22 protein-coding genes and 1 pseudogene are annotated in these 26,220 nt (G+C 75.5%); 11 read left to right on the forward strand and 12 right to left on the reverse strand.

Features of this window, described 5'->3' with window-relative positions; all coding sequences use genetic code 11:
* Positions 1–158: 158 nt before the first annotated feature.
* From OO47_RS11775 to tsaD, 4 genes are all read right to left on the reverse strand, one after another.
* Entirely contained in the window at positions 159–1,640 is a 1,482-nt protein-coding gene (locus OO47_RS11775) for an amidohydrolase family protein (RefSeq protein ID WP_051715427.1), read from the reverse strand.
* Positions 1,641–1,752: 112 nt separating this feature from the next.
* Entirely contained in the window at positions 1,753–2,700 is a 948-nt protein-coding gene (locus OO47_RS11780) for an isopenicillin N synthase family dioxygenase (protein ID WP_051715485.1), read from the reverse strand.
* Between the two features lie 435 nt (positions 2,701–3,135).
* Positions 3,136–5,781: an alanine--tRNA ligase gene (alaS, locus tag OO47_RS11785; protein WP_030207827.1), complete on the reverse strand. Its 2,646-nt coding sequence runs from the start codon at positions 5,779–5,781 to the stop codon at positions 3,136–3,138.
* A gap of 55 nt (positions 5,782–5,836) precedes the next feature.
* Entirely contained in the window at positions 5,837–6,907 is a 1,071-nt protein-coding gene (gene tsaD / locus OO47_RS11790) for a tRNA (adenosine(37)-N6)-threonylcarbamoyltransferase complex transferase subunit TsaD (RefSeq protein ID WP_030207828.1), read from the reverse strand.
* A 341-nt stretch (positions 6,908–7,248) separates the two neighbouring features.
* Between tsaD and OO47_RS11795 the strand changes: the two genes are divergently transcribed.
* A complete protein-coding gene (locus OO47_RS11795; protein ID WP_030207831.1) occupies positions 7,249–8,235 on the forward strand; it encodes an MBL fold metallo-hydrolase in 987 nt (328 codons plus the stop codon).
* Between the two features lie 54 nt (positions 8,236–8,289).
* Positions 8,290–8,606: pseudogene (locus OO47_RS34925) on the forward strand (DUF2071 domain-containing protein); the annotation flags it as partial.
* 47 nt (positions 8,607–8,653) lie between these two features.
* Here OO47_RS34925 and OO47_RS11800 read toward each other — a convergent pair.
* The 4 genes from OO47_RS11800 to OO47_RS11810 all read right to left on the reverse strand — a co-directional run bounded on the left by OO47_RS11800 (position 8,654) and on the right by OO47_RS11810 (position 11,908).
* Complete coding sequence (locus OO47_RS11800; protein WP_030207833.1) at positions 8,654–9,112, reverse strand: SRPBCC family protein; 459 nt, start codon at positions 9,110–9,112, stop codon at positions 8,654–8,656.
* 123 nt (positions 9,113–9,235) lie between these two features.
* Positions 9,236–11,302, reverse strand: a complete 2,067-nt coding sequence (gene ligA, locus OO47_RS11805; RefSeq protein ID WP_030207836.1) for an NAD-dependent DNA ligase LigA — start codon at positions 11,300–11,302, stop codon at positions 9,236–9,238.
* A gap of 70 nt (positions 11,303–11,372) precedes the next feature.
* Positions 11,373–11,516 (reverse strand): hypothetical protein, encoded by a 144-nt coding sequence (locus tag OO47_RS36845; RefSeq protein WP_158708651.1) that lies wholly within the window; start codon positions 11,514–11,516, stop codon positions 11,373–11,375.
* Positions 11,513–11,908 (reverse strand): RidA family protein, encoded by a 396-nt coding sequence (locus tag OO47_RS11810; protein WP_030207838.1) that lies wholly within the window; start codon positions 11,906–11,908, stop codon positions 11,513–11,515. Before OO47_RS11810 ends, OO47_RS36845 begins: the two co-directional genes overlap by 4 nt.
* 129 nt (positions 11,909–12,037) lie before the next feature.
* On the opposite strand from OO47_RS11810, the gene OO47_RS11815 reads away from it, so the two are divergent.
* The 4 genes from OO47_RS11815 to thpR all read left to right on the forward strand — a co-directional run bounded on the left by OO47_RS11815 (position 12,038) and on the right by thpR (position 16,465).
* A complete protein-coding gene (locus OO47_RS11815; RefSeq protein WP_030207841.1) occupies positions 12,038–13,027 on the forward strand; it encodes a helix-turn-helix transcriptional regulator in 990 nt (329 codons plus the stop codon).
* Between the two features lie 254 nt (positions 13,028–13,281).
* Positions 13,282–14,169 carry a peptidoglycan-binding protein gene (locus OO47_RS38400; RefSeq protein ID WP_051715430.1) on the forward strand — a complete coding sequence of 296 codons (888 nt, stop codon included), beginning with the start codon at positions 13,282–13,284 and terminating at the stop codon, positions 14,167–14,169.
* 52 nt (positions 14,170–14,221) lie between these two features.
* Positions 14,222–15,667: a choice-of-anchor A family protein gene (locus tag OO47_RS11825; protein WP_078489602.1), complete on the forward strand. Its 1,446-nt coding sequence runs from the start codon at positions 14,222–14,224 to the stop codon at positions 15,665–15,667.
* A gap of 153 nt (positions 15,668–15,820) precedes the next feature.
* Positions 15,821–16,465, forward strand: coding sequence for an RNA 2',3'-cyclic phosphodiesterase (thpR, locus tag OO47_RS11830; RefSeq protein ID WP_030207848.1), 645 nt, complete (start codon positions 15,821–15,823; stop codon positions 16,463–16,465).
* A gap of 17 nt (positions 16,466–16,482) precedes the next feature.
* Here the strand turns inward: thpR and OO47_RS11835 are convergent, their stop codons facing one another.
* Together OO47_RS11835 and OO47_RS11840 are read right to left on the reverse strand one after the other, a co-directional pair.
* Positions 16,483–17,007: a hypothetical protein gene (locus OO47_RS11835; protein ID WP_030207851.1), complete on the reverse strand. Its 525-nt coding sequence runs from the start codon at positions 17,005–17,007 to the stop codon at positions 16,483–16,485.
* A gap of 152 nt (positions 17,008–17,159) precedes the next feature.
* On the reverse strand, positions 17,160–17,429 hold the full coding sequence (locus OO47_RS11840; protein WP_030207854.1) for a hypothetical protein: 270 nt from the start codon (positions 17,427–17,429) through the stop codon (positions 17,160–17,162).
* A gap of 173 nt (positions 17,430–17,602) precedes the next feature.
* Between OO47_RS11840 and OO47_RS11845 the strand changes: the two genes are divergently transcribed.
* Positions 17,603–17,941, forward strand: coding sequence for a thioredoxin family protein (locus OO47_RS11845; RefSeq protein WP_030207856.1), 339 nt, complete (start codon positions 17,603–17,605; stop codon positions 17,939–17,941).
* 73 nt (positions 17,942–18,014) lie between these two features.
* On the opposite strand, the gene OO47_RS11850 is transcribed toward OO47_RS11845, so the two are convergent.
* Positions 18,015–19,139 (reverse strand): amidinotransferase, encoded by a 1,125-nt coding sequence (locus tag OO47_RS11850; RefSeq protein ID WP_030207859.1) that lies wholly within the window; start codon positions 19,137–19,139, stop codon positions 18,015–18,017.
* 367 nt (positions 19,140–19,506) lie between these two features.
* Here OO47_RS11850 and OO47_RS11855 point away from each other — a divergent pair, with 367 nt between their 5' ends.
* The 4 genes from OO47_RS11855 to OO47_RS38405 all read left to right on the forward strand — a co-directional run bounded on the left by OO47_RS11855 (position 19,507) and on the right by OO47_RS38405 (position 25,532).
* Positions 19,507–20,721: an MFS transporter gene (locus OO47_RS11855; protein ID WP_030207862.1), complete on the forward strand. Its 1,215-nt coding sequence runs from the start codon at positions 19,507–19,509 to the stop codon at positions 20,719–20,721.
* A 71-nt stretch (positions 20,722–20,792) separates the two neighbouring features.
* On the forward strand, positions 20,793–21,623 hold the full coding sequence (locus OO47_RS11860; protein ID WP_030207866.1) for an aldo/keto reductase: 831 nt from the start codon (positions 20,793–20,795) through the stop codon (positions 21,621–21,623).
* A 193-nt stretch (positions 21,624–21,816) separates the two neighbouring features.
* Complete coding sequence (gene bdeA, locus OO47_RS11865) at positions 21,817–22,707, forward strand: bis(hydroxyethyl) terephthalate hydrolase (RefSeq protein WP_030207869.1); 891 nt, start codon at positions 21,817–21,819, stop codon at positions 22,705–22,707.
* A gap of 113 nt (positions 22,708–22,820) precedes the next feature.
* Positions 22,821–25,532, forward strand: a complete 2,712-nt coding sequence (locus OO47_RS38405) for a helix-turn-helix transcriptional regulator (protein WP_051715438.1) — start codon at positions 22,821–22,823, stop codon at positions 25,530–25,532.
* On the opposite strand, the gene OO47_RS11875 is transcribed toward OO47_RS38405, so the two are convergent.
* Complete coding sequence (locus OO47_RS11875) at positions 25,463–26,140, reverse strand: HAD family hydrolase (RefSeq protein WP_030207873.1); 678 nt, start codon at positions 26,138–26,140, stop codon at positions 25,463–25,465. The two genes, OO47_RS38405 and OO47_RS11875, sit on opposite strands and share 70 nt — an antisense overlap.
* Positions 26,141–26,220: the final 80 nt, after the last annotated feature.

Genomic DNA, 26,220 nt, shown 5'->3' on the forward strand with positions numbered 1-26,220 from the left:
CTTCGCGCCGCCCGTAGTGGCACTCCCGGTCGGCGGCCGCGTCACGTCCCCCTCAGCGGCCCCACCCGGCGGCCGCGCCGCATCCGTCGTGGCGTTCTCGCCCGGTGCTCGTGTCACATCCGTCGTGGCGTTCTCGCCCGGCGCTCGTGTCACATCCGTCATGAGGTCCTCCCCAGTCGTCGCTCCCGGTGCCGCCACGGCACGGTCAGTGGGCCGAAGCCGGCCCGTTCCACCAGGCGGGCCGCCCGTTCGCGGGCCCGCGCGCCCAGTGCCTCCTCGTCGATGCCGGGGCAGTGGCCGTCCTCGTAGACGACCCTCCCGCCGACCAGCGTCATCACCACGTCGCCCGCCCGGGCCGCGTACACCAGCGCCGACACGGCCCGGTGCACGGGCTGCACCGCCGTGCCCGAGAGGTCCACGACCACCAGGTCCGCGAGGACCCCGGGGCGGACGGCGCCGGCGTCCCGGACGCCCGCGTACCGGGCCCCGTCGCGGGTGGCCGCCTCCAGGACGTCCTCGCAGCGCACCCCGGCCGGGTCGAGCGAGGCCAGCCGCTGCGCGAACAGCGTCTGCTTCATCACCTCGAACATGTCCTGCCGCCCGCCGGCGCTCGGGCCGTCCGTGCCCAGGGCCACGACCGCGCCCGCCTCCCGCAGCGGCAGCCAGGGCATCGTGCCGGAGGCCAGATAGGCGTTGGAGCAGGGGTTGTGGGCGACGCCGGCGCCCGCCGCGCCGACCGCGGCCGTCTCCTCCTCGTCCAGCCAGACGGCGTGGGCGAGCGTCGCCCGCGCGTCGAGCAGGCCCTCGCGCGCCAGCCAGGTCACCGGGCGGACGCCGTGGGCCTCCAGGTAGCTCAGCGGATCCCCGGCGCCCTCGCTGCAGTGGGTGTGCCAGCGGACCCCGTGCTCCCGGGCCAGGGCGACCGCGCCGCGCACCAGGTCCCGGTCGCCGTAGGAGAGGTTGAGCGGGGCCGGCCAGACCCGGACGCGCGCGTCGGGGCCGCGGGCCGCCATGCACTGCCGGGTCAGCTCCAGGTCCTCGGCGGTGCCGTGGCGGTACAGCGCGTCGGGCAGGCCGCGCGCGTCGGCGATCTTCGTACGGTCGCCGGTCATGCCCCGGGCGACCGCGCCGCGCAGCCCGACCTCCTCGATCGCGTCGGCCACGGCGAGGACGGTCTCGGGGTCGGTGGGCGCGTAGTGGTGGTCGACGACGGTGGTGATGCCGGCCCGGGCCGCCTCGACGGCGCCCAGGCGCACGGCGGTGAGGGCGTCCTCCGCGTCGAGGTGGACGGCGTAGGGCCACATGAAGTGGTTGAGCCAGGGCCGGATCGGCTCGCCGTCGCCGATGCCGCGGGCGAAGGACTGGAAGAGGTGGGTGTGGGCGTCGGTGAAGCCGGGCAGGATCGCGCGGCCCCGGCAGTCGACGGTGCGGCGGGGGCTCCAGCGGGCCTCGACCTCGCGGGCCGGGCCGACGTCGACGATCCGGTCGCCGTCGACGGCCACCGAGCCGGAGGTGTACACGGTCCGCTCGTCGTCGACGGTGACGACCTGGGCGCCGGACAGCAGCAGCGCGCAGGGGCGCGACGGGGGCCGAGAGCCGGCCAGGGAGTCGGGCAGGGGGTGGGGAGACTGTTCGGGCATGGGCGTGCCCCGCTTTCGATCCGGGGATGCCGGGACCGCCGCCGCGGCCCGCGCGTGACTGCGGGCGCGGCGGCCGGCCTCCGGGAGGAGAGACGAGGGGGGAAGGCGGGGTTCAGCCGCCGAAGTTGGCGGCGATGCGCTGCCGCAGGTAGTCCTCGGCGGTGATCGGCGCGTAACGCCCGTCCGGCGAGGTGATCACGGCGTCCCGGTCGGCCTGCGCGAAGTAGGCGATCGAGTAGCGCGGCCCCTGGTCGCCGTCGGGCGCGGGCGGGGCGACGCGGTGGAAGTTGGACAGGAGCCGGTCGCCGCTCCACCGCATCAGCATGTCGCCGATGTTGCAGGTCACGAGGTCGGATCGGGCGGGCACCGGGGTCCAGGCCCGGGTGTCGGCCTCGCCACCGGGGCAGACCTGCAGTCCGTCCTGTCCGTCCCGCTGGAACAGCAGGGTCAGGCAGTCGAAGTCGGTGTGCGCGCCGGCCCGCCAGGCGCCGTCGGACCGCCCGCGGGCCGCCTCGGGGACCGCGTAGTAGTGCAGCAGCCGCAGCGTGCTCTGGTGCAGCGGACCGGCCGGGTCGTGGCGCTCGGCGAAGAAGTCCCGCTCGAATCCGAGGCGTTCGGCGAAGCAGGACAGGACCCGCTGGGCGAGGGCGTGGCAGCGCGCCTCGAAGGACAGGAGCGTGTCGCGGAACCCGGGCAGCTCCTCCTCGCCGGGCCACAGGCCCGCCATGTGCGGGCGGGTGAGCTGGTACGACTCCTTCTCGTCCGGCGTACCGGTGGAGGGGCGCACCTGGCTGCGGTACTCCCAGCCCGCGTTGAGCCCCTTCTTCAGCGCGTGCCCGCGCTTGGTCTCCTCCGGCAGCGCGAAGTAGGCCTCGGCCGCCGCGAACGCGGCGTCGGTCTCGGCGCGGGTGAGTCCGTGTCCGGAGAGCTGGAAGAAGCCGGTCTCCGTGGCGGCCTGCCACAGCTCCTCGGTGATCGGGGCGCGCCGGTCCTCGAAGTCCGTCAGATCGACGACCTTGATCTCCCGGGCCGCCGTCGCGGTGCCCGTGGCGCGGCCCATGCGCCGCTCCCTGGCGAGCTCCGCCTCGGCGTTCGGGGTGCGCGGGTCGTGGTGCTGGGTGGTCAACGTGGTTCTCCCTGTTCGGGGCGCGTCCCGGACCGTGCCGGACGCGCGGGGGAACGAAGCGCGGTCACCGCCCCCGGCGCTTCCACCGGTCCGCTCGGCGGACCGGGCACGCTCGCGCACGGCCTTGCTGCCGACGCGTCGTGAACTGGCAGCCCCCGGCCCCCATCGGGGCCTCCGGGTGCTGCGCGATGCCGAGAAGTCTCCCGGCCCGGTGTTACGGGCCTGCTACGCCCGGTGTCACACGCGTAAATGGTCACGCGCGCAAGTGGTCGGCCGTGGAGAAGGCCTCCCGTGGAGAAGGTCACCCGGCCCCCGCTTCCGCGCCCGGGGCCGAGCGCGGATGCGGGCGCGGAAGCCGGGGCCGCCGGTTCAGCCGCCGGCCACGACCCGGGGGAGGTCCGCCAGGATCGCGGCCAGGTCCCCGGCGGGGACGCCTCCGCCCTGGGCGATCTCCGGGGAACCGCCGCCCCGGCCGCCGAGGAGCCGCTTGACGGTCGCGGAGGCGTTCCGGCCGGCCTCACGGGCCGGGGCGTTGACGGTGAGGACGAGTCCGCCCGAGGAGGTGGCGACGGCGACCAGGCCGGGGCGCCCGTGCGGGAGGCGGTCGCGGACCGCGAGGGCGAGGGCGCGGGCCTCGTCGGCGGCGCCGTCGACGGTCGCGGTGACGACGAGGGTGTCCCCCGCCTCGACGGCCCGTCCGGCGAGGTCGGCGGCGCGGCCCGCCGTGGCCCTGGCCTTGAGGCGGGCGTTCTCGCGGTCGGCGGCCTTGAGCCGGTCGAGGAGGCCGGCGATCTTCTCGGGCAGTTCGGTACGGGGCGCGTTCAGCTGCTCGGCGATCCGGCCCACGAGGTCGCGCTCGCGGGCGAGGTAGCCGAAGCCCTCGATGCCGACGGCGGCCTCCAGGCGGCGCATGCCGGCGCCGACGGAGGACTCGGCGGTGAGGGCGACCGTGCCGATCTGGGAGGCGTGGTCGACGTGGGTGCCGCCGCACAGCTCGCGGGACCAGGGGCCGCCGATCTCCACGACCCGGACCTTCTCCCCGTACGTCTCGTCGAAGAGGGCGAGCGCGCCGAGCTCCTTGGCCTCGGGCAGGGTCGTCCAGCGGACGGTGACGGGCAGGTCGCGGCGCAGGGCCCGGTTGGCGGCCTCCTCGACCTCGCTCCGGACGGCCGGGGAGAGGGCGCCGCGCCAGGGGAAGTCGAGGCGGAGGTGGCCGGGCCGGTTGTAGGAGCCGGACTGGAGGGCGGTGGGGCCGAGGACCTCGCGCAGGGCGGCGTGCAGGACGTGGGTGCCGGAGTGGGCCTGGCGGGCGCCGAGGCGCCATTCGGGGTCGACGGCGGCGTGCACGGTGTCGTCCACGGCCAGTTCGCCGGCCGTGATCCTGACCCGGTGGACGACGAGGCCGGGCAGGGGCCGCTGGACGTCCACGACCTCGGCCTCCACCGAGGCCCCGGAGAGCAGGCCCGCGTCGCTGTCCTGGCCGCCGGACTCGGCGTAGAAGGGGGTGCGGTCGAGGACGACGGTGACGAGGTCGCCGGTGCGGGCCACCGGGACGGGGCCCTCGGCGCCGAGGAGCGCGAGGACGCGGGACTCGGTGGTGAGGGTGTCCCACGCCCGCCAGTCGGTCGGGCCGTGGGCGTCCAGGACGGTGCGGAGGGCGGCGGTGTCCGCGGTGCCGCCGGACTTGCGGGCGCGGGCGTCCGCGCGGGCCCGCTCGCGCTGCTCGTTCATGAGGGCGGTGAAGCCCTCGCGGTCGACCTCGACGCCCTGCTCGGCGGCCATCTCCAGGGTGAGGTCGATGGGGAAGCCGTAGGTGTCGTGGAGGAGGAAGGCCTGTGCGCCGGGCAGCGAGCGGCCGCCGTCCGCCTTCACCCCGGCGACGGCGGTGTCCAGGACAGTGGTGCCCTGCTTGAGGGTGGCGCGGAAGGCGTCCTCCTCGCCGTACGCCTGGTCGGAGATCCGGGCGTAGGACGCGACGACCTCGGGGTAGCCGGGGGCCATGCAGTCGCGGGCGACGGGCAGCAGTTCGGGCAGGGCGGGGTCCTGGAAGCCGAGCTGGCGCATGGAGCGGACCGAGCGGCGCAGGATGCGGCGCAGGACGTAGCCGCGGCCCTCGTTGCCGGGGGCGGTGCCGTCGGCGAGGAGCATGAGGGCGGTGCGGACGTGATCGGCGACCACGCGGAGCCGTACGTCGGCCCGCTCGTCGTCGCCGTAGCGGACGCCGGCGAGGGTGGCGGCCCGGTCGAGGACGGGGCGGGTCTCGTCGATCTCGTAGAGGTTGTCGACGCCCTGGAGGAGGGTGGCCATCCGCTCCAGGCCCATGCCGGTGTCGATGTTGCGGCGGGGCAGTCCGCCGAGGATCGGGTAGCCGCTCTTGCCGGGGCCCTCGCCGCGCTCGTACTGCATGAAGACGAGGTTCCAGAACTCGGTGTACCGGTCCTCGTCGACGGCGGGGCCGCCCTCGCGGCCGAGGGCCGGGCCGCGGTCGTAGTACAGCTCGGAGCAGGGTCCGCAGGGGCCGGGGACGCCCATGGACCAGAAGTTGTCCTCGTCGCCGCGCGCCACGATCCGCTCGTCGGGCAGGCCGGCGACCTCGCGCCAGATGCCGCGGGCGTCGGTGTCGGAGTGGTGGACGGTGACCCAGATCTTCTCGGGGTCGAGCCCGTACCCGCCCTCGGCCCACGGCTTGGTGGACAGGTCCCAGGCGAAGGCGACGGCCTCCTCCTTGAAGTAGTCCCCGAAGGAGAAGTTGCCGTTCATCTGGAAGAAGGAGCCGTGCCGGGTGGTCTTCCCGACCTCCTCGATGTCCAGGGTCCGCACGCACTTCTGCACGCTCGTGGCCCGCTGCCACAGGGGGGCCGCCTCGCCGGTGAAGTACGGCTTGAAGGGGACCATGCCGGCGTTGACGAACAGCAGGGTGGGGTCGGGGGTGGGCAGCGGCGCGCTGGGCACGACGGTGTGTCCCCGGGCGGCGAAGTAGTCGAGGAAGCGCTGGCGGATGTCGGCGGTACGCAAGGTTCTCACTGCTTCCGGTGGAGGGAGACGGTCGGGTTCCGGTGGAGGGCGGCGGTCAGGCGGCCCGGGCGGAGGGGGCGGGAAGCGGGGTCAGGGAGGCGTACTCCAGGGGCGCGGAGGGGTCGATGGACACGTCCAGCGGGGCGGGCTCCGCTCCCGAGCGTACGAGGAGGTCGCCGACGGCGGCGATCATGGCGCCGTTGTCGGTGCACAGGGTCATCGGCGGGACGCGCAGCTCGACCCCGGCGGCGGCGCACCGCTGCTCGGTGAGGGTGCGGACCCGGGAGTTCGCGGCGACGCCGCCGACCACGATCAGCGTCTTGACGTCGTACGCCCGGCAGGCGGCGAGGGCCTTGCGGCTGAGGACGTCGGCGACGGCCTCCTGGAGGGCGGCGGCGCCGTCGGCGACGGGGACGCCGATCCCCCGGGCGCGGTGCTTCTCGACCCAGCGGGCGGCGGCGGTCTTCAGGCCGGAGAAGGAGAAGGCGTACGGGTCGTCCCCGCCGCGGGTCAGCGGCCGGGGGAAGTCGACCGCGCGCGGGTCGCCGTCCCGGGCGGCCCGGTCGACGGCGGGCCCGCCGGGGTAGGGCAGGCCGAGGATGCGGGCGACCTTGTCGAAGCACTCCCCCGCCGCGTCGTCCAGGGTGTCGCCCAGGTGCAGGATCGGCTCGCGGACGAGGTCCCGGACCAGGAGGAGGGAGGTGTGGCCGCCGGAGACGACGAGGACGACGCAGGGGCTGGGCAGCGGACCGTGCTCCAGGGTGTCGGCGGCGACGTGCCCGGCGAGGTGGTGCACCCCGTAGAGCGGGACTCCGGCGGCGTAGGCCAGCGTCTTCGCCCCGGCGAGGCCGACCTGGAGGGCGCCGGAGAGGCCGGGTCCTGTGGTGACGGCGACCGCGTCGATCTGGTTCAGCCGCAGGCCGGCCCGATCGAGCGCTTCCCGGACGACCGGGTTGAAGGAGTGCAGGTGCGCCCGGGCGGCGATCTCGGGCACGACCCCGCCGAACCGCGCGTGCTCGTCCATGCTGGTCGCGACGACGTGCGCGAGCAGCTTCCCGTCCCGCACGATCCCCGCCCCGGTCTCGTCGCACGAGGACTCGATCCCGAGGACTACTGGTCCGTTCACCGCTCCACTCCTTCTGCATAGCCTCTGCAACTGCAATATATGTGCAACAAGGGTGGAGGGGCGCGCCGCTCTCCTGGGCCCCGGTCCGGCCCCGGTCCTGGCCCTGGCCCTGGCACTGGCCCTGGCACTGGCCTTGACCCCGGTCCCTGTCTCCTGGTGCCGGTGTCCCGCTGCCCCCGTGGCCGGCCGTCGGTCCCCGGGCGCCGGGGCGGTGTCATGATGATCGCCGGGGGTGGGCGGTTCCGAGGTGGTGAACCCGGGCCGCCCGTGCGCCCGTTGGCCGTGACGTCCGTCGGAGGAGAGCACGTGGAGAACCGGATACAGCCGGAAGAGGCCGGACGGTGAGCGCGCGGCAGGCCCCACCCCCGCTGCCCTCCTGGGCGACCTGGTGGCAGCGGCCCTTCCCCGACGCCAGCACGCTGCTGCTCCACGGGCGGCGGCCGGCCCTGGTCGACTCCGGTTTCACGGGGCACGCCGAGGAGACCGCCGCCTGGGCCGGCGAGCGGGCCGGACGGGTCGAGCTCGTCGTGAACACCCACTGGCACTCCGACCACGTCGGAGGCAACGCCCTCCTCCAGGCGCGGGGCGCGGGCGTCGCCGCCGGGGCGCCGGAGGCCGAGGCGATCGCGCGCCGGGACCCGGGCTGCTGCGCGGCGGAGTACCTGGACCAGCCGGTGGCCCCGTACACTGTCGACGTGTCGCTCGACGACGGGCAGGTGCTCCGGCTCGGCGACGCCGACTGGGAGGTCGTCCGCACCCCCGGGCACACCCCGGGCCACCTGGCCCTGTGGCAGCCGGACGAGGGGCTGCTCGTGGTCGGGGACGCCCTTTCGGACTACGACGTCGGCTGGGTGAACCTCGCCCTCGACGGCCCCGGGGCGGCCACCACCGCGCTGGCCTCCCTGAAGCGGATGGCCGACCTCGCCCCGCGCGTGGTCCTGCCGTCCCACGGCCCGGTCCCCGCCGACTCCGGCGCCGCCTTCGCCGCCGCCCTGCGCCGGGCGCAGCGCCTCGTCGACGACCCCGCCGGGGCCGTCTGGTACGGCGCCCGCCGGATCTTCGCGTTCGCCCTGATGATCCGCGACGGCGTCCCGTCCGGCGAGGTCGAGCCCTATCTGCTCGCACGGGCCTGGCTGACCGACGCGGCCCGGCTCCTGGGCCTCGCGCCGGAGGCCCTGGCCGGCGAGCTGGTCACGTCCATGCTCGGCAGCGGCGCCGTCGTCCTGCGGGACGGGCGCCTGCGCGCGGCCGCCCCGCACACCCCCGTACCGGCCGGATCGCTGCGGGTGCCGTACCCGCGCGCGTGGCCGGACCCGGAGCCGCGCTGAGGTCCGCCGCGCGCCGGGCCCGAGTCCGGGCGGTACGGGGGTGTGCGGGGCGGCCGGCGGTGGCCCGGGCCGCGCGGAGCGCGATCGCCGTGGAGGTCGGGGAGCCGGCCGGGGAGTCCACGGCGCTCGCACGCTTCCTGACCGCCCGCTGGGGCGTGCACAGCTCGTTCCTCGGGCGTCCGCTCTACCTGCCCCGCACGCATCCCCGCCGGCCGCTGCACCGGGCCCGGCTGCTGCACTGCGACGAGACGCCGGTCGAGGCCGCCGGTCTGCGCCGGTCCCTCGGGGAGCCCGTCAGCGTGCTCTACTCGCCGGGCGTACCGGTACGGTTCGGCGGACCGCCCCGGTCCCCGGCCGGGGTCGCCGTGCCGCGCCCCCGGCCGGGCGGGGGGCCTGCCCGACGGCGGGGGCCCGGCCGTCAGCGGGGAGGGATCGCCGCCTCGGCCGCGGCCTTGATCCGGGCGCCGAAGGCGTCGGCGTCCTTGCGGACGGCGGCGAGCGCGAGGCCGACGAGGAGCCTGCCGATCCCGTGGCCCTCCAGGACGTTGAAGAGGCGGACCCGCGTCCCTCCGTTCGGGAGCGGTCGCAGGTCGTAGCCGCCCTCGCGGGCCGTCACGCTGTTCTCGGAGACCTCGGCCCACCGGATCCGCGTCGGGGCTTCGAGGGCGGTGACGCGGAACTCCCGCGCGGACTTCATCCCGGCGTCCTTGACGGTGCTCCGGAAGACCGTGCCCACGGCGGTCGGGCCGTCGGGGACCCGGTCGATCCGCAGGAGCCTGGGGCTGAACTGCGGGTCGTTGCGCCCGTCGGCGAGGTACGCGAACACGTCCTCGACCGGCCGGTCGATCTCGGTCGTCGCTTCGAACTGTCCTGACACGGGTCTCCTCCGGTCGGCCGGGCCGCGCCCCTCCCCCGCGTCGTGCCTCCGGTCCGGTCGCGACGGCACCGCGACCCTATGCGAGCTCCGGGCCGCCCGCACGGGGAAAGGGCCGTCCGGGGCTCAGTCCAGGTGGTCGGCGACCAGGGCGGCGAACTCCTCCGGGGTCAGGACCTCGACGCCCGCCTCCCGCGCCCTGACCGCCTTGGAGCTCGGCTTGCCGCCGGCCGCCGGGGCGGCGACCAGGAAGGCGGTCCGGGAGTTGACGGAGCCGCCCATACGGCCGCCGGCCCTCTCGATGAGGGCGCCCATCTCGGAGCGCCCCCAACCGTCGAGGGGTCCGGTCATCCTCCCCGTCACGACGACGGTCTTCCCGCTCAGCGGCCCCTCGGCGGCGTCCTCCGCCCGCTCCGGGCGCGGCTCGGTCATGGTGACGCCTGCCGCGATCAGCTTGTCGATCACGGGGGCGAGCGCGGCGACCTGCTCCACGACGACCGGGGCCTTCTCCGGGCCTATGCCCTCGACGTCCTGGAGGGTGTCGGCATCGGCGGCGCGGATGGCCTCCATGGTGCCGAAGTGGGCGGCGATGCGCCGGGACATGCTGCGGCCGGTGCCGGGGATGCCGAGGGCGCAGAAGACACGGCTCAGCGGGCGGGCCTTGGCGAGGCGGATCTGCTCGGCCAGTCCGGCGCCGCGCCTGGCGCTGCCGGAGGCGGTGGTGAGCTGCTCCTCGGTGAGGGTGAACAGGTCGGCGACGTCACCGACGTCACCGGAGGCGATCAGCGCGTCGACGTACTTCCTGCCGAGGCCGTCGATGTCGAGGACGTCGCGCCCCGCGGCGTACTCGACGAGCGGGGCGAGCGCGCAGGCGGTGCCCTTCGCACAGCGCCACCGCTCCTGGCTCTTGTCGATCCCTCCGCCGCAGTGGGGGCACTCCCGGGGCAGCGGGACGGGGACGGCGTCCTGCGGGCGCAGTTCGACGACGGCGGCCTGGACGCGGGGGATGATGTCGCCCGCCTTGTACACGGTCACGGTGTCGCCGACGTGGAGGTCGCGGCGGAGGATGTCGGCCGGGTTGTGGAGGGTGGCGCGGGTGACCGTGGAGCCGTCGAGCTCCACCGGGGCGAGGACCGCGGTGGGGGCGAGCACACCCGTGCGGCCGACCTCCCAGAACACGTCCTGGAGGACGGTCTGCCGTTCGACGGCGGGCAGCTTGTAGGCGACGGCCCAGTAGGGGAAGCGGGTGCCGAAGCCGGCCGTCGCCTGTTCGGTGGCGCTGTCGGCCTTGACGACGACGCCGTCGATGCCGAAGGGCAGGCTCGCGCGCATCGCGGCGATCGCGTCGACCTTCGCCTGCGCCTCGTCGAGCGTGGCGACCGCGTGCAGCCCGGCCGGGGTGTCCGCCGTGGTCCGCACCCCGGCCCGCGCGACGGCGGCGAGGGTCTCGGCGTGGCCGGCGCCGGCGGGCAGGAAGGGCACGCCGTCCAGTTCGACGGCGCCGTACGCCCAGAAGGTCATGGCGAGCCGGTACGGGCGGTCCTTGGCCCGCAGGGTGCCGGCCGTCCCGTTGCGCGGGTTGGCGAAGACTCCGGCGCCGTGCGCGGTCCGTGTCTCGTTGGCGGCCTCGAACTGCTCGTGGGTGAAGAGGACTTCGCCCCGGGCCTCGAAGGTGGCGGGCACGGGAAGACGCTCGGGGAGGCCCACGACGGTGCCGATGACGTGGCTGACGTCCTCGCCGTGGGTGCCGTCGCCGCGCGTGATGATCTGCGTGAGCCGGCCGTCGCGGTAGCGGGCGGCGACGGCCGCGCCGTCCAACTTGGGCTCGACGGTGAATCCGCCCGCCGGTTCGTGCCCCAGGCGGCGCCGGAGCGACGCTCCCCAGGCGGTGAGCTGTTCGGGGGCGAAGACGTTGTCGAGACTGAGGAGGCGCGCGGTGTGGGCGACGTCTCCGGCGGGGGCGGCGCCGTCGGCGACCCGGCCCGTGGGCGAGTCCGGGGCGGTCTCGTCGGGGTGCTCCGCCTCCCAGTCCAGCACGGCCAGGCGCAGCCGGTCGTACGCGGCGTCGTCCATGAGGCTGTGGCCCGCGCCGTAGTAGGTGCGGGAGGCGTCGCGCAGACGCTGGACGGCGGCCTCGTACTCGGCGCGGCCGGACATGCGGAAAGACGCCTCGACGGCGGAAACGTTCGTCATGGGAACATCCTTGCCCACGGGTCTGACAACGCCCCGGGGCCGGTGCCCCGGGGCGATGTCACGTGCTCCGTCACGGAGTTCCCTGCCGCAGCGCTTCCCGGAGCACCGTCTCGGGGGCCTCCCTTACGGACTCCTGCAGGGGCTCCTGCACGTGCTTCCGTACGGGCTCCTGCACGTGCTTCCGTACGGGACGGAGCGCGGTGGGGCGCCTCACGCCACGGCGGTGCCCTCCAACTCGACCAACTGACCGGGGATCGCCAGGCGCGTCACCCCGAGCATCGTGGTGGTCGGAGCCACCCCGGCGGCGCCCAGCCGGGCCGCCAGCACGCCGTAGTGCGGGAAGAGCAGGTCGACGTCGGTGGTGTAGACGTTGAGGCGGACGAGGTTCGCGAGGGTCATGCCGGCCCCGGCCAGCACGGCCTCCAGGTTGTCGACGCCGAGCGCCAGCTGCGCCGCCATGTCGCCGTCGTGCTCGGGCTTCCCTTCGGGGCTCATCGCGGTCTGCCCCGAGATGTACAGGGTCCGCGTGTGCCCGGAGACGACCTCGCCCTGGTTGAAGCCCATCTCCTGGGACCAGGTGACCGGGTTGACCGCCGTTCGTTCCATCGTCACATCAGCTCTTCTCGGTAGGAGGGCGCGCGCCGGCGGCCCGGTGGGCGCCGGCCTTCGCGTCGTGTCGAGGAGCCTTCCGGGAATACGTGACACCTCCCGTCGTGTATTCGGTACGGTTCCCGGATGCGCGCGGATCGGCTGGTCTCCCTGGTGCTCCTGCTGCGCCGGCACGGCCGGCTGACCGCGGACGCGCTGGCCCGCGAGCTGGAGGTCTCCACCCGTACCGTGCTGCGCGACATCGAGGCGCTGTCCGCGGCCGGCGTCCCGGTCTACGCCGAACGCGGCCGGTACGGCGGTTTCGCGCTGCTGCCGGGTTTCCGTACCGAGCTGACCGGGCTGAACCACGACGAGACCCTCGCGCTGCTCGCCGCCGGACCGGGGCGCGGGGAGCAGGCGTTCGGCCTCGGCCGGGCCCTCGCCTCGGCCCTGCGGAAGGTGGTCGACGCGCTGCCCGAGGGCCACCGGGCCACGGCGGACGACGCGGCCCGGCGCTTCCTCGTCGAGCCGGAGACCGATCTGCTCTCCCGCCGAACGGTCACCGAGGAGGTGCCCGGCGCCACGATGACCGCGGTCCGGCGCGCCGTGCTCGCCGGGCACAGGCTGCGCATCCACTACGCGGCGGTGGACCAGGAGCCTCGGTGGCGCACGGTGGACCCGATCGGCCTGGTCACCGTGCGCGACCGGGCCTATCTGCTGGCCACGAGGGCGGGCGAGGACCGCACCTACCGGCTGTCGCGGGTACTGGCGGCCGAGGAGCTTCCCGAACCGGCACGGCGGCCGGACCGGGTCGACCTGGACCGGATCTGGCGGGAGCGCTCCGCGCGGTTCCTGTCGGACGGCGACCACCTCACCGCGCTCGTGCGGGTCGCCCCGGCGCGGCGGGAGGAGCTGCTGGACGCCGCGCTCGCCGTACGCGCGGAAGGGTTCGACGCGGAGGAGCCCGACGCGGACGGGTGGCTGCGCCTGGAGGCGACCTTCCAGGATTCCCGGCACGCCGAGTGGGCGCTGTGGCAACTCGGCACGGACGCCGAGGCCCTGACGCCCCGGTCGCTGCGCGCCACCCTGCGCGACCGTGCCGCCGCGCTCGCCGCCCGCTACGAGGACCCGTCCTGAGGCGACCGCCGGAACGGCCCGCGCCGCCGGCCCCGTACGACCGCCGGCACCGTATGAACGCCGGTCCCGTACGAACGTCGGCGCCGCTTTCCCCTGTGACCTGCGTCACGCGTTAAAAGTCCTTTAAGAAACAAGGTCTCGGAAAGCCCAATTTGGCGTGGTTTGAGAACAGTTGACGCTTGCTTTGAACAGCGGTCAATATCTCCACGACTTCGTCACACCTCCCCTCGGCTTCACCTCATCTGGAGCACTTGATGCGCAACAGGGCTGCCCCGACCACAGCGGTCGCTTCCGCCACCCGTGAGCCCGCGGGCGCGGAGCACCGGGGCGAGCGGGTCTTCGGGAAGGTCGCGGAGCCGCATCCGGACGGCACGGGGCCGCGGGGGCAGGACATCGAGCTCTTCGACGCGACCGTCCGGCTGCCGAAGGTCCTCTCCGGGGCCGCGGAGGCGCCCGCCCACGGGCCGCGGCGGTCCCGGCGCGCCCGGGCGGCGGCTCCGGCGTGGCGGTCCATGCCGCTTCCCCTGATGCTCGCGGGCGCGCTCTCCGCGGGGCTGGGGGCCGCGGTGGCGGTGTGGGTCTCCGCCGAGCCCGACTCCGTACCGGCGTCGCACCCGTCCGTCTCGCTCCCCGTCCTCGCGACGCGGGCCCCGTCCCCCGCCCGGGAGACCGCCTCCGACGCACCCCCGTCCCCGGCGGCGAGCACCACGCGGAGGGCACCGTCCGCCACGCCCACGCCCAGCCCCTCCGACTCCGCCTCCTCCGAGACCCCCTCCCCCGGCACCACCGCCACCTCGCCCGCCCCCTCCCCGAGCACCGCGGCCGCCTCCTCCCCCGCGGCCGCCCCGGCGCCCACGTCCTCGTCGTCGCACCGCCACCGCCCGTCGCACCCCGGCCGGGACGGGGAGGGGCGGGGCGGAGGAAGGCGGGGCGAACTCGGACGGGGAAGCAGCGGCCCCGAGGTCGTCGACCTCCAACGGCGGCTCCGGGAGCTCCAGTTGTACGTCGGTCCGGCCGACGGGATCTTCGGCGAGTCCGTGGAGACGGCCCTGCGCCGCTACCAGGTGTCCCGGTACATCCCGCAGGAGGAGGGGGTCTACGGCCCGCTCACCCGCGCCGTCCTGCACGCCGAGACCGACTGAACCCGCCTCCGTCCCCACCCCCCTCACAGGAAAACCAGAAAGGTTCACGCACATGAGCAACACCGGAAGAGCACGCGCACGACTGGGCAGCGCCGTGGCCGTCGCGCTCGCCCTCGGCCTCGCCACCGCGGGCAACGCCCTGGCCGTGCCCTTCGCCCCCGCTCCCGCGCCGGGGACCGCCCGGACCTGCCCCGCCCCCGGCCAGGAGCCCGGGATCGGTCACGAGCCGCGGTTCCTCGACGCCAACGTGGCCCTCTACGCCGGCGGCGACTACACCGCCGACGGCGCGACCGCCGAGGCCGAGGGCCTGCTCGTCATCGGCGGGAACGCCACCTTCGCCAAGGGGTCCGGCGGCACCTTCAACGTGGGCCGGGTCGGCGCCGGTTCCGGCATCCTGCCCGACTCCGGAGCGGTCATGCTCTCCGTGGGCGGGAACCTCACGATCGCCCGGGGCACGCGGGTCGACGTCGGCCACGGCCTCACGGCCGGCCCCCGCTACGGCGGCGCGGTCCGCGTCGGCGGCGAGATCGACGAGAAGGGCGACCTGGAGACCAACGGCGGCAGCCGCGCCTCGGGCCTGGGCGCGCGGGGCGCCCTCGCCCCGTACGACACCTTCGGCGACACCGTACGGGGCGAGTCGGCGTCCCTGGGCGCGCTGGAGCCCACGGGCACGAGCGTGCGCGCGGGCGGCACCGTCACCTTCACGGGCGGCGAGGCCTCCGGCGGGCCGCAGGTGTTCGAGATCTCCGCCGAGAGGCTCGACGGCGCCTCGTCCTTCGACTTCCGGTCGATCCCCGAGGGGGCGTCGGTCGTGGTGAACGTGACGGGCGGGAAGCCGGTCGGCCTCTCCCCGCTGTCCGCCGCGTTCGACGGCGAACGCGTGGACGCGTACGACTCCGCGCGCTTCGGCGAGGCCGCGTCCCGGATCCTCTACAACTTCGAGGCGGCCCCGTCGATCACCCTCGGCGGCGGGGGGAACTTCATGGGCTCGATCCTCGCGCCCAAGGCGTCCGCCGACCTGACGGCCAGCACGAACGGCCGCGTCTACGTCGGCGGCGACCTGCGGACCCACGGCTCGGGCAACGAGACCCACAACTACCCGTGGAACGGCTCCTCGACCTTCTCCTGCAAGACGACGCCGGGCGGCCCGGGCACCACGCCCGCGCCGAAGCCGACGCCCACGCGGCCCGGGACCGAGCCCTCCACCCCGGCACCCTCCGCCACGCCGCCCGCCGGCGAAGCCACGCCGCCCGTCACGCCGGAGACGACGGCGCCGGGGACCTCCGAGCCCTCCGCACCGCCCACGGAGGACGCCTCCGCCCCCGCCGTGCCCGGCACGACGGCACCCTCGCCGTCCGCCACCGACGACGGTGACGGCTCGCTCGCGACCACGGGAGCGCAGTTCACCCCGTACGCGGTCGCCGCCGGTGTCCTCGCCGCCGCCGGCGCCGGCATCCTGGTCCTCACCCGACGCCGCCGAACCCTCGGCCGGCACTGACCCCGGACCCCCGCGCGCCCCGGAGACGGCGACCCGCCTCCGGGGCATCGCCCTGCCCTCGCCCGGGGCGCCCCGGGGCCGGTGCCGGTCGCCGGGTGGCGGCCGCGTACCCTCACCTCGGAGTGGCGGCGAACGGTGAGCGGGGAACGGAAGATGGGCGAGGGGTCCGGGCGGGTCGCACGGTCCGGCGGGCTCACCGGACCCGGTGAGCCCGGTGGGGACACGCGGGCGCGGTCCGCGACCGTGCGCGCGTTCATCGCGCTCGCGCCGCCCGACGACGCGAAGGACGAGCTGGCCGAGGCGCTGGGCCCGGCCTACGAGACGTATCCGCGCATGCGGTGGAACCGCATCGAGGACTGGCACATCACCTTGGCGTTCCTCGGCGAGCTGCCGGTCGCGACCGTTCCGCTCCTCCGGCAGCCGCTCGCGGACCTCGCGGCCTCGCGCCGGCCGGTCGAACTGGCGCTGCGCGGCGGCGGGCACTTCGACGACCGGGTGCTGTGGAGCGGGATCGACGGGGACCTGGAGGGGCTGCACGGGCTCGCGACCGAGGTGCGCGCGGTGGTCGGGGAGTGCGGGATCCCCTTCGAGGGCCGGCCGCTGCGCCCGCACCTGACGCTGGCCCGCGCCCGCCGCGACGATCCGTCCTCCGTGCCGGAGGCGGCCGCCGGGCTCGCCGGGTTCACCGGGCGGCGGTGGCGGGCCGAGCGGCTGCACCTGGTCGGCAGCGACTTCGGGCGCGGCCCTGGGCCGATCCGCTACCGGGACGTCGATTCCTGGCCCTTCGGCGGGGGCTGAAAGGACCGGGGCCCGGTTCAAGGGCCGTACACGCTGCGGCAGAGACCGGCCGCGCCCATGGGGGCGTCGATCCGTTCGGCCTGCCGGCAGAGCCGGCGCAGCTCGGGCTGTCCGGCGGCGGGGGCTGCGGACGGGCGGCCGCGGGGCCGGAGGGGCCGGTCCTTCTTCGGGGGCCGGGGGACGGCCCTCGTCCGGTCCTTCTCCGTCGGCTCCTTCTTCTTCGGCTCCCTCTTCCTTCCCGTCTCCTTCCTCGTCTTCTCCGGGGGCGGGGCCGCCGCCGTCCCCCTCCTCTCCGCCGTCGGCCGGGAGGAGGCGGGCGCCGGGGCGGGCACGGTCCGGGGTTCCGTCGCGGCGAGCGCCTCGCGCGGGGCCGGCTGTACGGGCTCCGGCCAGGTCGGCAGCGGCGCGGGGGCGCGTTCGGCCGCCGGGGCGAGGGCGGCGGGGCGGTCCGTCGGTTCCGGGGCGGGGCCGTGCGGGACGGCCACGCAGCCGGCGGTGAGGAGCGCGGCGGTCAGCAGGTACGCGGTGCGGCGGGCGTGCATGGGGCCACGCTGCCCGAGCCCGTACGGGACGGGGAGGCGGCACGGCCCGCATCACCGTGACGAGTGAACCGGCCCCGTGGGTGGACGGGGCCGGTCCGTGTCGCCGGTCCGTGTCGTCGGCCCGTGTCCCAGGTCCGTGTCGTCGGCCCTTGTCACCGGTCCGCGAGGAGGTCCGCCACCGCGTGGGCGGTGTCCGGGTGGCGGTCCGTCAGGGACGGCGGGCGGGGGGCCGCACCGGCCGGGGCCCACGGCTCGTCGCAGCCCAGGAGCCGCGCCGGCGCGTCGCAGGTGCCCGGGTGGGCGGACAGGAGCGCCGCGCCGGTCTCGCCCGGGGACGGTCCGCCGGCCGGGGCCCACTCCTCCGTACGGCCCAGGAGTTCCGCGAGCGCGTCGCAGGTCGCCGGGTGCGCGGGCAGGAGCACGGTGCCGCGCGGGGCGGCGGCCGGGCCGGGGCGGGCGGCGCGGGGTGCGGCCGGAGGCCGGCGCCACGGCGGGATCCAGGTGTGGAGGAGGGGGGCGAGGAGGGATGAGGGGATGAGGGGGCCAAGGGGGGATGATGGTGGTGGAAAGACGGGACGCGAGGACGGGAGCCTCCATGGCGCAGCGGGTGCACCGGCCCCGCGAGGACGCGGAGTTCGATTTCATCCTCGGGATGAGCGGGCTCCCGGTCCTCGCGTACTTCGTCGGGACGTGGCCCAAGGCGATCGAGCCCTGCCGGGCGATGGACCTCGTCGTGGGCGGCGTCGCCGACGAGTACGCGGGCCGCCTGACGGTCGTCCGCGCCGACATCACGCGCTGCCCGGCCGCGACCGGACGGTACGGCGTGACCGGAGCCCCGTCCTGCGTCCTCCTGAAGGAGGGCGAGGCGGTGGCGCACGGCGAGGGGCCCATGACCGCCCCCGCACTCAGGGCGTTCCTGGACGACCGTCTCTGAACCCGGGCGCCCGCCCCGGGAGGACCACGCGCGTCCTCCTCCCTCCCGCGGGCGACGGGGCCGCCGGGGCGGGTCAGTCGAAGTACGACTCCAGCGTGCCGCGGCGCCGGACGTCGAGGGTGGCGCAGTGGAACGATCCGCCGAACGGCGCGTAGTGCAGCAGGTCGCACGGGATCGGCTCGAATCCCCATTTCTCCAGTGCGCGCAGCATGCCGGTGTGATGCCGCTCCGCGATCACACGTTTCCCGTCGATCACGAGGACGTTCATGCTCAGCCATTTGCCGCACATCGAGGTGATCCTGAGCAGGGGGTCCTTGATCGGGTCCGGTTCGGGAGCGATCAGGACGTCCCACGAGCGCAGGATCTCCGGCAGCCGGTCGACGTCGACGTAGTCCGGGTTGACCATGACCTTTCCGGGCGCCAGGGGAACGAAGGTGGTGTCGATGTGCATCGGGGTGCGGCAGCGGCTCTCGATCTCGTGGATGCGGTACCCCGGGCCGAGGTGCCGGCGCAGCCATGCGATGCCCATGAGGTTGGTGACGTTGCTCCGTGTGACGAACAGGTCGCGTCCGGCCCGCGCGAAGTCGGCCGCGTCGAAGACCGGCTCGAATTCGGTGAGGACGTAGCGCAGGGGCTCACCGGCCCCGGGGATCCGGAATTCCGGATCGAACAGCTCGTCGGTGAGCTGCGGCTTCGGCGCGGCCGTCCACCGGGCGCCCCCGCGGAAGTACGCCTTGAGGAGCGAGCGGTAGGAGTGGGTCTCGAAGTACCGGCAGGGCCACGCCATGGGCGTCTCGATGATCTCGTCGCCGACCACCAGCATGCTGTCGCGCGGGCAGGTGTTGCAGAAACCCCGTGAGGACCAGTCGGGTGTGCTGAAGCGCTTCTTGTGGTCGACGGCGTCGGGACGCGTCACCGTGACGCCGAGGGACCGCAGGAGCCCGACGAACAGGTCGAGTTCCTGCTGGGCGCGCTCGACCAGGACGCGCGGATAGCGGAAGCCGCCGGCCATGCCCTGCAACCGGGCCGCCCAGGGCGGGATGTTGCAGGCGACGACCGGATGGTCGGAGGGAATCGTCGCGCCGTCGAGGCGTCCGACGACGACCTCCTCCAGCGGATCCCATTCGTTGTGCGTGCTGACCGGCGAGCCGGGGGGACGCACCGCCCCGGTCGCCGGCGGGGTCGAGGACGCCGACATCAGAGACCACCCGCCGCAAGGAGAGGCACACGTCCGGCCGCCGGAGCGAGGGACCGGACGGGGGCGGGATCGCGCCACGCGTTCACTGCCGACCGCCTCCTCTCACCTGTCGTGAAGAACCGGGCTTTTTACGCACTGTAACCAGCCTGTGCCCCCTTGTCCTGCGGGGACGCGTCGGCACCCGGGCCCGCACGGCGTCGAAAGGACAGAAGGGGCGACGGGATCGGGGGCGACCGAAGCCGCTCGCGCTTGCGAGCGGCACCATCCAGAGCACACCACCTACCCGCGCTTGCACATATAGCGCGCGTGCAACTATTGTGAAGGCGTGCAAAGGGATCGCTCAATCAATTCTGGAAGGGGGCGAGTCATGCCGCTCGCGCTACTCGCTCTTACGGTCGGGGCTTTCGGCATCGGTACGACCGAGTTCGTGATCATGGGCCTGCTGCCCCACATCGCGGCCGACTACGGCGTCACCATCCCTACCGCCGGCCTCCTGGTCACCGGCTACGCGCTCGGCGTCGTCATCGGTGCTCCCCTGCTCACCGTCCTCGGGACCAAGGTCAGCCGCAAGCGGATGCTGATGCTGCTCATGGGCCTGTTCGTGCTCGGCAACCTGCTCTCCGCGCTCGCCCCGAGCTTCGGGCTGATGCTGACCGGTCGCGTCGTCGCCTCGCTCGCCCACGGGTCGTTCTTCGGCATCGGGTCGGTCGTGGCCGCCGAACTGGTCGCGCCGGACAGGAAGGCCGGCGCCATCGCCACCATGTTCACCGGACTGACCGTCGCCAACATCGTCGGCGTGCCGCTCGGCACCTTCGTCGGACAGGCCGTGGGCTGGCGCACCACCTTCGTCGCCGTCGCCGCGCTCGGTGTGGTCGGACTGCTCGGCATCGCCAGGCTCGTCCCCGCCATGCCCCGCCCGGAAGGCGCCCGTCTACGCGGTGAGCTCAAGGCCTTCCGCAACCCGCAGGTCCTGCTCGCGATGGCCATGACCGTGCTCGGCTTCGGCGGTGTCTTCGCCGCGATCACCTACGTCGCACCGATGATGACCCACGTCGCCGGTTACGCGGACGGCTCCGTCACCTGGCTGCTCGTGCTCTTCGGCATCGGCATGTTCCTCGGCAACCTCCTCGGCGGCCGCTTCGCCGACCGCGCGCTGATGCCCCTGCTGTACACGGCCCTCGGCGGGCTGGCGCTCGTGCTCGCGCTGTTCACCGTGACCGCGCACGACAAGGTCCTCGCCGCGATCACCGTCCTCCTCGTCGGGGCGCTCGGCTTCGCCACCGTGCCCCCGCTCCAGAAGCGCGTCCTCGACCAGGCGCACGGCGCGCCGACCCTGGCCTCCGCCGTCAACATCGGCGCCTTCAACCTCGGCAACGCGCTCGCCGCCTGGCTCGGCGGCATGGTCATCGCCGCCGGCTTCGGCTACACCGCCCCGAACTGGGTCGGCGCCGTCCTGGCCGCCGCCGCCCTCGGCCTCGCCCTCTGGTCCGCCGCGCTGGAGCGCCGGACTCACGCGACCGGAGCCGACGCCCCCGCCGCCGAGGCCGTCGACAGCGGCGCCCGCGTCCCCGTACACCACTGATCCCTCCCGCTCCGCTCCAGAGCCTTCGCGAAGAAGCCTCCTGGAGGAACCCACAGAGAAAGACGCACCTCATGTCCCTCCCCCACGTCCCCGCCCTCGTACTCAACGACGGCACCGAGATCCCCCGGCTCGGCTTCGGCGTCTTCCAGGTCCCCGACGACGAGACCACGACCGCCGTTGCCCACGCCCTGGAGGCCGGGTACCGCTCCGTGGACACCGCCGCCGTCTACGGCAACGAGGCCGGGGTCGGCCGGGCACTCGCCGCCTCCGGCATCGCCCGCGACGAGCTGTACGTCACCACCAAGCTGTGGAACGCCGACCAGGGGTACGACGCCACCCTGCGGGCCTTCGACGACAGCCTCGCCAAGCTCGGCCTCGACCACGTCGACCTGTACCTGATCCACTGGCCCGCCCCGGCCCGCGACCTGTACGTCGACACCTGGCGCGCCATCGGGACGCTGGTCGCGGACGGGCGGGTCCGCACCGCCGGCGTCTCCAACTTCACGCCCGCGCACCTAGAGCGGCTGCTCGACAGCAGCGACCTCGTGCCCGCCGTCAACCAGATCGAGCTGCATCCCGGTCTCCAGCAGCGCGAGCTCCGCGAGCTGCACGCCGTCCACGGGATCGCCACCGAGGCGTGGAGCCCGCTCGCCCAGGGCGCCGTCCTCGCCGACCCGGTCGTCGCCCGCACGGCGGCCCGGCACGGGAAGTCCCCCGCCCAGGTGGTGCTGCGCTGGCACCTCCAGCTCGGGAACGTCGTCATCCCGAAGTCCGTCACCCCCGCCCGCATCCGCGAGAACATCGACGTCTTCGACTTCGACCTCGACGCGGAGGAGATGGCGGCGATGGCCGGCCTCGACCGCGGCCTGCGCACCGGACCGGACCCCGACACCCTCGACTGAGGCCGGCGGAAGCCGGTGGAGCCGGCGGCGAAGACCGGTGGTTCCGAAGACCGGTGGTTCCACCGATGCCGGCCGGACGCCGGACGCGGAGAGTGGCCGGGCCAGTCCAAGGCCCGGCCGCTCTCCGTTCGCGTTCCCGTTCCTGTTTCCGCCGGAGGGCGGCCGCCGCACGACACGAGAGGACGACTCCGTCGTGAGACGACACCTTGCCGCAGCCGCCACCGCCACCGCCGCCTCCCTCACCCTGCTCCTCGCCCCCGGCGTCCGGGCCGCCGATACCGCCGACGCCGCCGCCGCGGCCAATCCGTACGAGCGCGGTCCCGCGCCGACCCGGGCGAGCGTGGAGGCCCTGCGGGGCCCCTACGCCGTCTCCCAGACCACCGTCTCCTCCCTCGCCGCCACCGGCTTCGGAGGCGGGACCATCTACTACCCGACGTCCACCGCCGACGGCACCTTCGGCGCGGTGGTGATCTCGCCGGGGTTCACCGCGTACCAGTCCTCCATCGCCTGGCTCGGCCCCCGCCTCGCCTCGCAGGGGTTCGTGGTGTTCACCATCGACACCCTCACCACGCTCGACCAGCCCGACAGCCGGGGCCGGCAACTCCTCGCCGCGCTCGACCACCTGACGCAGCGCAGCGCCGTGCGGGGCCGGATCGACGCGGGCCGCCTCGGGGTGATGGGGCACTCCATGGGCGGCGGGGGGACCCTCGAAGCCGCCAAGAGCCGGCCCTCCCTCAAGGCGGCCGTCCCCCTCACCGGCTGGAACACGGACAAGACCTGGCCCGAGATCACCACGCCCACCCTGGTCATCGGCGCGGACGGCGACACGGTCGCGCCCGTCGCCACCCACTCGGAGCCCTTCTACGAGAGCCTGCCGGGCTCGCTCGACAAGGCGTACCTGGAGCTGAACGGCGCCACCCACTTCACCCCGAACACCTCGAACACGACGATCGCGAAGTACAGCATCGCCTGGCTCAAGCGCTTCGTCGACGACGACACCCGCTACGAGCAGTTCCTCTGCCCGCTGCCACGGCCCGACCTGACGATCGAGGAGTACCGGGGCAGCTGCCCGCTCGGTTCCTGACGCCCCGGCCAATCTGTGCGCCGTCACAGAACGGGGCCTCCGGGTCTGGGCCTCCGCCCAGACCCGGAGGCCTCCCGCCGTCCCGTGCCGTACGGGTCGGTAACCTGATCGGCGTGAGCGGAGCGACCCACGTCACCGCCCCCGGCCCCCGGCTGTACGACCGCGCGGCCGAACTCGCCGCGGTGGCACGTCTGACGGACCCCGCCGGAAACGGCGGGGTCCTGTTCGTCACCGGAGGCCCCGGCGAGGGCCGTTCCGCCCTGCTCGCCCGGGCGGCCGACGACTTCCCCGGCCCGGCGCACCGGGTCGCCGCACCCGGCCACCGGGTGCCGTGGAGCGGCGCGCGGGCCCTGTTCGCCGCCCTCGCGCCCGGCGCTCCGGAGGCGCGCCGGGCGCTGCGGACCGCGCGGGGCGAGGACGGCCTCGCCGCCGCCGTGTCCGGGCTCCTCGGGGACCTTCCGGTCCTGGTCTGCCTGGACGACCTGCACCTCTGGGACGCCCATTCGCGCGCCGCGCTCGCCGCGGCGTGGCGGCGGGAGCGGGTGCCGGGCCGCCGCGGGCCCCGCTGGCTCGTGTCGGCCGCCCGCCACCACCGGCCGCCCGACGTGCCGGGAGCGGAGACCGTACGGCTCGGGCGCCTCGGCCCGGACGGGGCGCGGGCCCTCCTGCACGACCTGTGCGCCCCTCCCCCGGCGCCGCCGGTCGTACGGCGGCTCGTCGAGGAGGCGGCCGGGCACCCCGGCGTCCTCGTCTCGGCGGTACGGCGCCTCGGCGCCGCCCGGCTCGCGGGCGCCGTCCCCCTGCCGGAGCAGCCGGTCGACGGGGCGGTCCTCACCGAGGTGTACGGCGGTTTCCTGGCGCACCTGCCCGCGGACGCCCGGCGGCTGCTCACGGTGGTGGCGCTCGCCGGCCTTGCGGACGCGGATCGTACGGAGGCAGGTCGTACGGACGCAGGTCGTACCGACACGGGCCGTACAGGCGCGGGCCGTACCGACGCGGGAGGGCGGGAGGGCGCGCGCCGCCTGTCCGGTGTCTCCGTCGGCGCCGTCCTCGGCGGCGCGCGGGCGACGGGCACCCCCGTCGAACCGCTGGACGGCCTGGTCGCGGGCGGGCTGCTGCGGCGCGCCGACGGACTGCTCCGCTTCGAGGACCCGTTCCTCGGGCGGGCCGTCCTCGCGTCCGCCCCGGCCTCCCGGCACCACGGGGACCGGCGGACGGGCGCGCCCCGGCCGGTCCGTACGGCGTCGGCGCTCGCCCGGGGCGAGCGCCACCGCGCCGACCGGCTCGGGCCGCCCGCCGCCGTCCGCGCCCTCGCCCCCGCGGCCCGGGGCCGCTCGCACCTCGTGCGCGGCCTGGCGGCACTGGCGGGCGGGCCGGTCATGGACGCGCACGAGGCGCTCCTGCGGGCGGCGGAGCTGCTGCGGGACCGGGCGCCGGCCGAGGCGTCCGACGCCCGGTTCCTCGCCGTGGAGGCCGCCTGGGCCGGGGGCGACGTCGCCGCGTGCCTGGCCGCCCTCGACTGCGGCGGGGACGCCGGGGGGACGGAGCGCGACTTCCTCGACGGACTCGGCGCCGCCCTGACCGTACGGCTCGGCGAGGCCCGCCCGGCCCTGGCGCGGGTGGTCGCCCGGGACGGCGCCGAGGACGATCCCCGGCTGCTGCTGCGGGCGGGGTCGGCCGCGCTGGTGCTCGGGGACACCGCGGCGGCGGCCAGGGTCCACGCCCGCGCGCTCGCCCGTGCCCGGGCGGAGCACCGTACGACCCTGCTGCCGCGCGTCCTGGAACACCTCGCGTACGCCGAACTGCGGGCCGGGCGGTACAGCCGGGCCGCGCGCACCGCCCGGGAGGGGCTGCGGGCGGCCGAGCTGGCGGAGCAGCCGAACGCGGCCGCCCACCAGCACGCCGTCCTGGCCCTGGTGGCCTCGGTGACGGGCGACGGGCCCGCGGTGGCGGAGCACGCGGGCCTCGCCCTCGGCACGGCGCGCCCGCACGGCCTCGTCCAGGCGGCGACGCTCGCGGAGTGGGCGCTGGCCCGGGACGAGCTGGGGCGCGGTCTGGCCGCGCAGGCTGCGGCGCGGCTCGTTCCGCTCGTCCGTCCCGGGCCCCGGGGCGGCCACTTCGCGCTGCGGATGCTGGTGGTGCCCTGCTTCGTGGAGGCGGCCGTCGCGTCGGGGCGGGCGGCCGAGGCGCGGTCGGCGGCCGGGGAGTACGCGGTCTGGGCGGCGCAGGGCCTCGACGGTCCGGCACCGGCGCTGCTGGCCCGCTGCCGGGCGCTTCTCGCCCAGGGGGACGGGGCCCGGGGGGACGAGGCGGCGTACTGGTTCGACGAGGCCGTCCGCCGCCACGACAGCTGCGGCAACGACTTCGAGCGGGCCCGGACCCTCCTCGCGTACGGGACGTGGCTGCGGCGCAGGCGGCGGCCGGGCGCGGCCCGGGAGCCGCTGCGGGACGCGCTCGTGACCTTCGAGCGGGCGGCTGCGGACGGCTGGGCCGACCACGCCCGGTCCGAGCTGCGCGCCACGGGCGGCGCGGTCGGCGGGCCCGCCGACCGGACGGCGTGGGGGCTGCTCACGCCGCAGCAGCAGCGGATCGCCCGGTTCGCCGCGCGGGGTGCCACCAACCGGGAGATCGCCGACCGGCTCGCGCTGAGCCCGCGGACGGTCGACCACCACCTCCGGGGGGTCTTCGCCCGGCTGGGCATCCGCTCCCGGGTCGAGCTCCCGGGGGTGGCCGGCCCCGGTCCGCCGGCGCCGGGTCAGGACGGCGGGACGGCGGCGAAGGGGCTGGTGTCGAGCCGGGCGAGGAGGTCGGCCGGGTCGTCGTAGACGTCGGCGGCGCCCGCCCCGGTCAGGTCGGCCCCGGGGATGCCGCCGCACAGCAGCCCGACGACGGTGACCCCGGCGCGGCGGGCGGCCTTCATGTCCCAGACGCTGTCGCCGACGAACACCGCCCGGTCGGCCGGCACGCCCACCAGGGAGAGGGCGTGCTCGACGGGGTCGGGGGCGGGCTTGCCCTCGTCGACGTCGTCGGAGGTGGCGGTGTCCGCGAGCGCGTCGTCCGCGTCGATCGCCCGGCGCAGGGCCGCCAGCTCGCGGCTCTTGGCCGAGGTCACCAGGACCACCTTCCAGCCGTCGCCCGCGAGCTTCCGCAGCAGGTCGGCGGCGCCGTCGAAGGCCTGGAGCCGCTCGAAGCACGTCCCGTAGAGGGTGTCGTGCGCGGTGCTGAGACGTTCGTCGTCCGACCGGTCGCGGTCCTGTCCGAGCAGGTGGTCGAGGAGCCGTCCGCCCGGCAGGCCGATGGCCCGGTGCACGGCGTGCATGGTCACCCGGTGGCCGCCCTGGCGGAGCGCCTCCCACCAGGCGACGGCGTGCAGGTGGTTGGTGTCGGCCAGGGTGCCGTCGACGTCGAAGAGCGCTGCGCGGTCGCGGTCCATGGTCGGGGTCTCCTCACGGGGCGCGGGGCGGTCACGGGGCGGTACGGGTCGGGCCGCGGTGTCCGGCGGGCGCCGCGGGC

This window comes from Streptomyces bikiniensis (assembly GCF_000716625.1).
Taxonomy (GTDB): Bacteria; Actinomycetota; Actinomycetes; order Streptomycetales; family Streptomycetaceae; genus Streptomyces; species Streptomyces bikiniensis.

Excerpts from the sequence above, each read along its gene's own strand:
- OO47_RS11810 (WP_030207838.1), bottom strand. The coding sequence starts at position 11,908 with ATGGAACGAACGGCGGTCAACCCGGTCACCTGGTCCCAGGAGATGGGC.
- OO47_RS11845 (WP_030207856.1), top strand. The coding sequence starts at position 17,603 with ATGGCGCAGCGGGTGCACCGGCCCCGCGAGGACGCGGAGTTCGATTTC.
- OO47_RS11855 (WP_030207862.1), top strand. The coding sequence starts at position 19,507 with ATGCCGCTCGCGCTACTCGCTCTTACGGTCGGGGCTTTCGGCATCGGT.
- OO47_RS11875 (WP_030207873.1), bottom strand. The coding sequence starts at position 26,140 with ATGGACCGCGACCGCGCAGCGCTCTTCGACGTCGACGGCACCCTGGCC.
- thpR (WP_030207848.1), top strand. The coding sequence starts at position 15,821 with ATGGGCGAGGGGTCCGGGCGGGTCGCACGGTCCGGCGGGCTCACCGGA.
- OO47_RS38400 (WP_051715430.1), top strand. The coding sequence starts at position 13,282 with ATGCGCAACAGGGCTGCCCCGACCACAGCGGTCGCTTCCGCCACCCGT.
- OO47_RS11775 (WP_051715427.1), bottom strand. The coding sequence starts at position 1,640 with ATGCCCGAACAGTCTCCCCACCCCCTGCCCGACTCCCTGGCCGGCTCT.
- OO47_RS11780 (WP_051715485.1), bottom strand. The coding sequence starts at position 2,700 with ATGGGCCGCGCCACGGGCACCGCGACGGCGGCCCGGGAGATCAAGGTC.
- ligA (WP_030207836.1), bottom strand. The coding sequence starts at position 11,302 with ATGACGAACGTTTCCGCCGTCGAGGCGTCTTTCCGCATGTCCGGCCGC.
- OO47_RS11860 (WP_030207866.1), top strand. The coding sequence starts at position 20,793 with ATGTCCCTCCCCCACGTCCCCGCCCTCGTACTCAACGACGGCACCGAG.
- OO47_RS11850 (WP_030207859.1), bottom strand. The coding sequence starts at position 19,139 with ATGTCGGCGTCCTCGACCCCGCCGGCGACCGGGGCGGTGCGTCCCCCC.
- OO47_RS11835 (WP_030207851.1), bottom strand. The coding sequence starts at position 17,007 with ATGCACGCCCGCCGCACCGCGTACCTGCTGACCGCCGCGCTCCTCACC.
- OO47_RS11815 (WP_030207841.1), top strand. The coding sequence starts at position 12,038 with ATGCGCGCGGATCGGCTGGTCTCCCTGGTGCTCCTGCTGCGCCGGCAC.
- OO47_RS11825 (WP_078489602.1), top strand. The coding sequence starts at position 14,222 with ATGAGCAACACCGGAAGAGCACGCGCACGACTGGGCAGCGCCGTGGCC.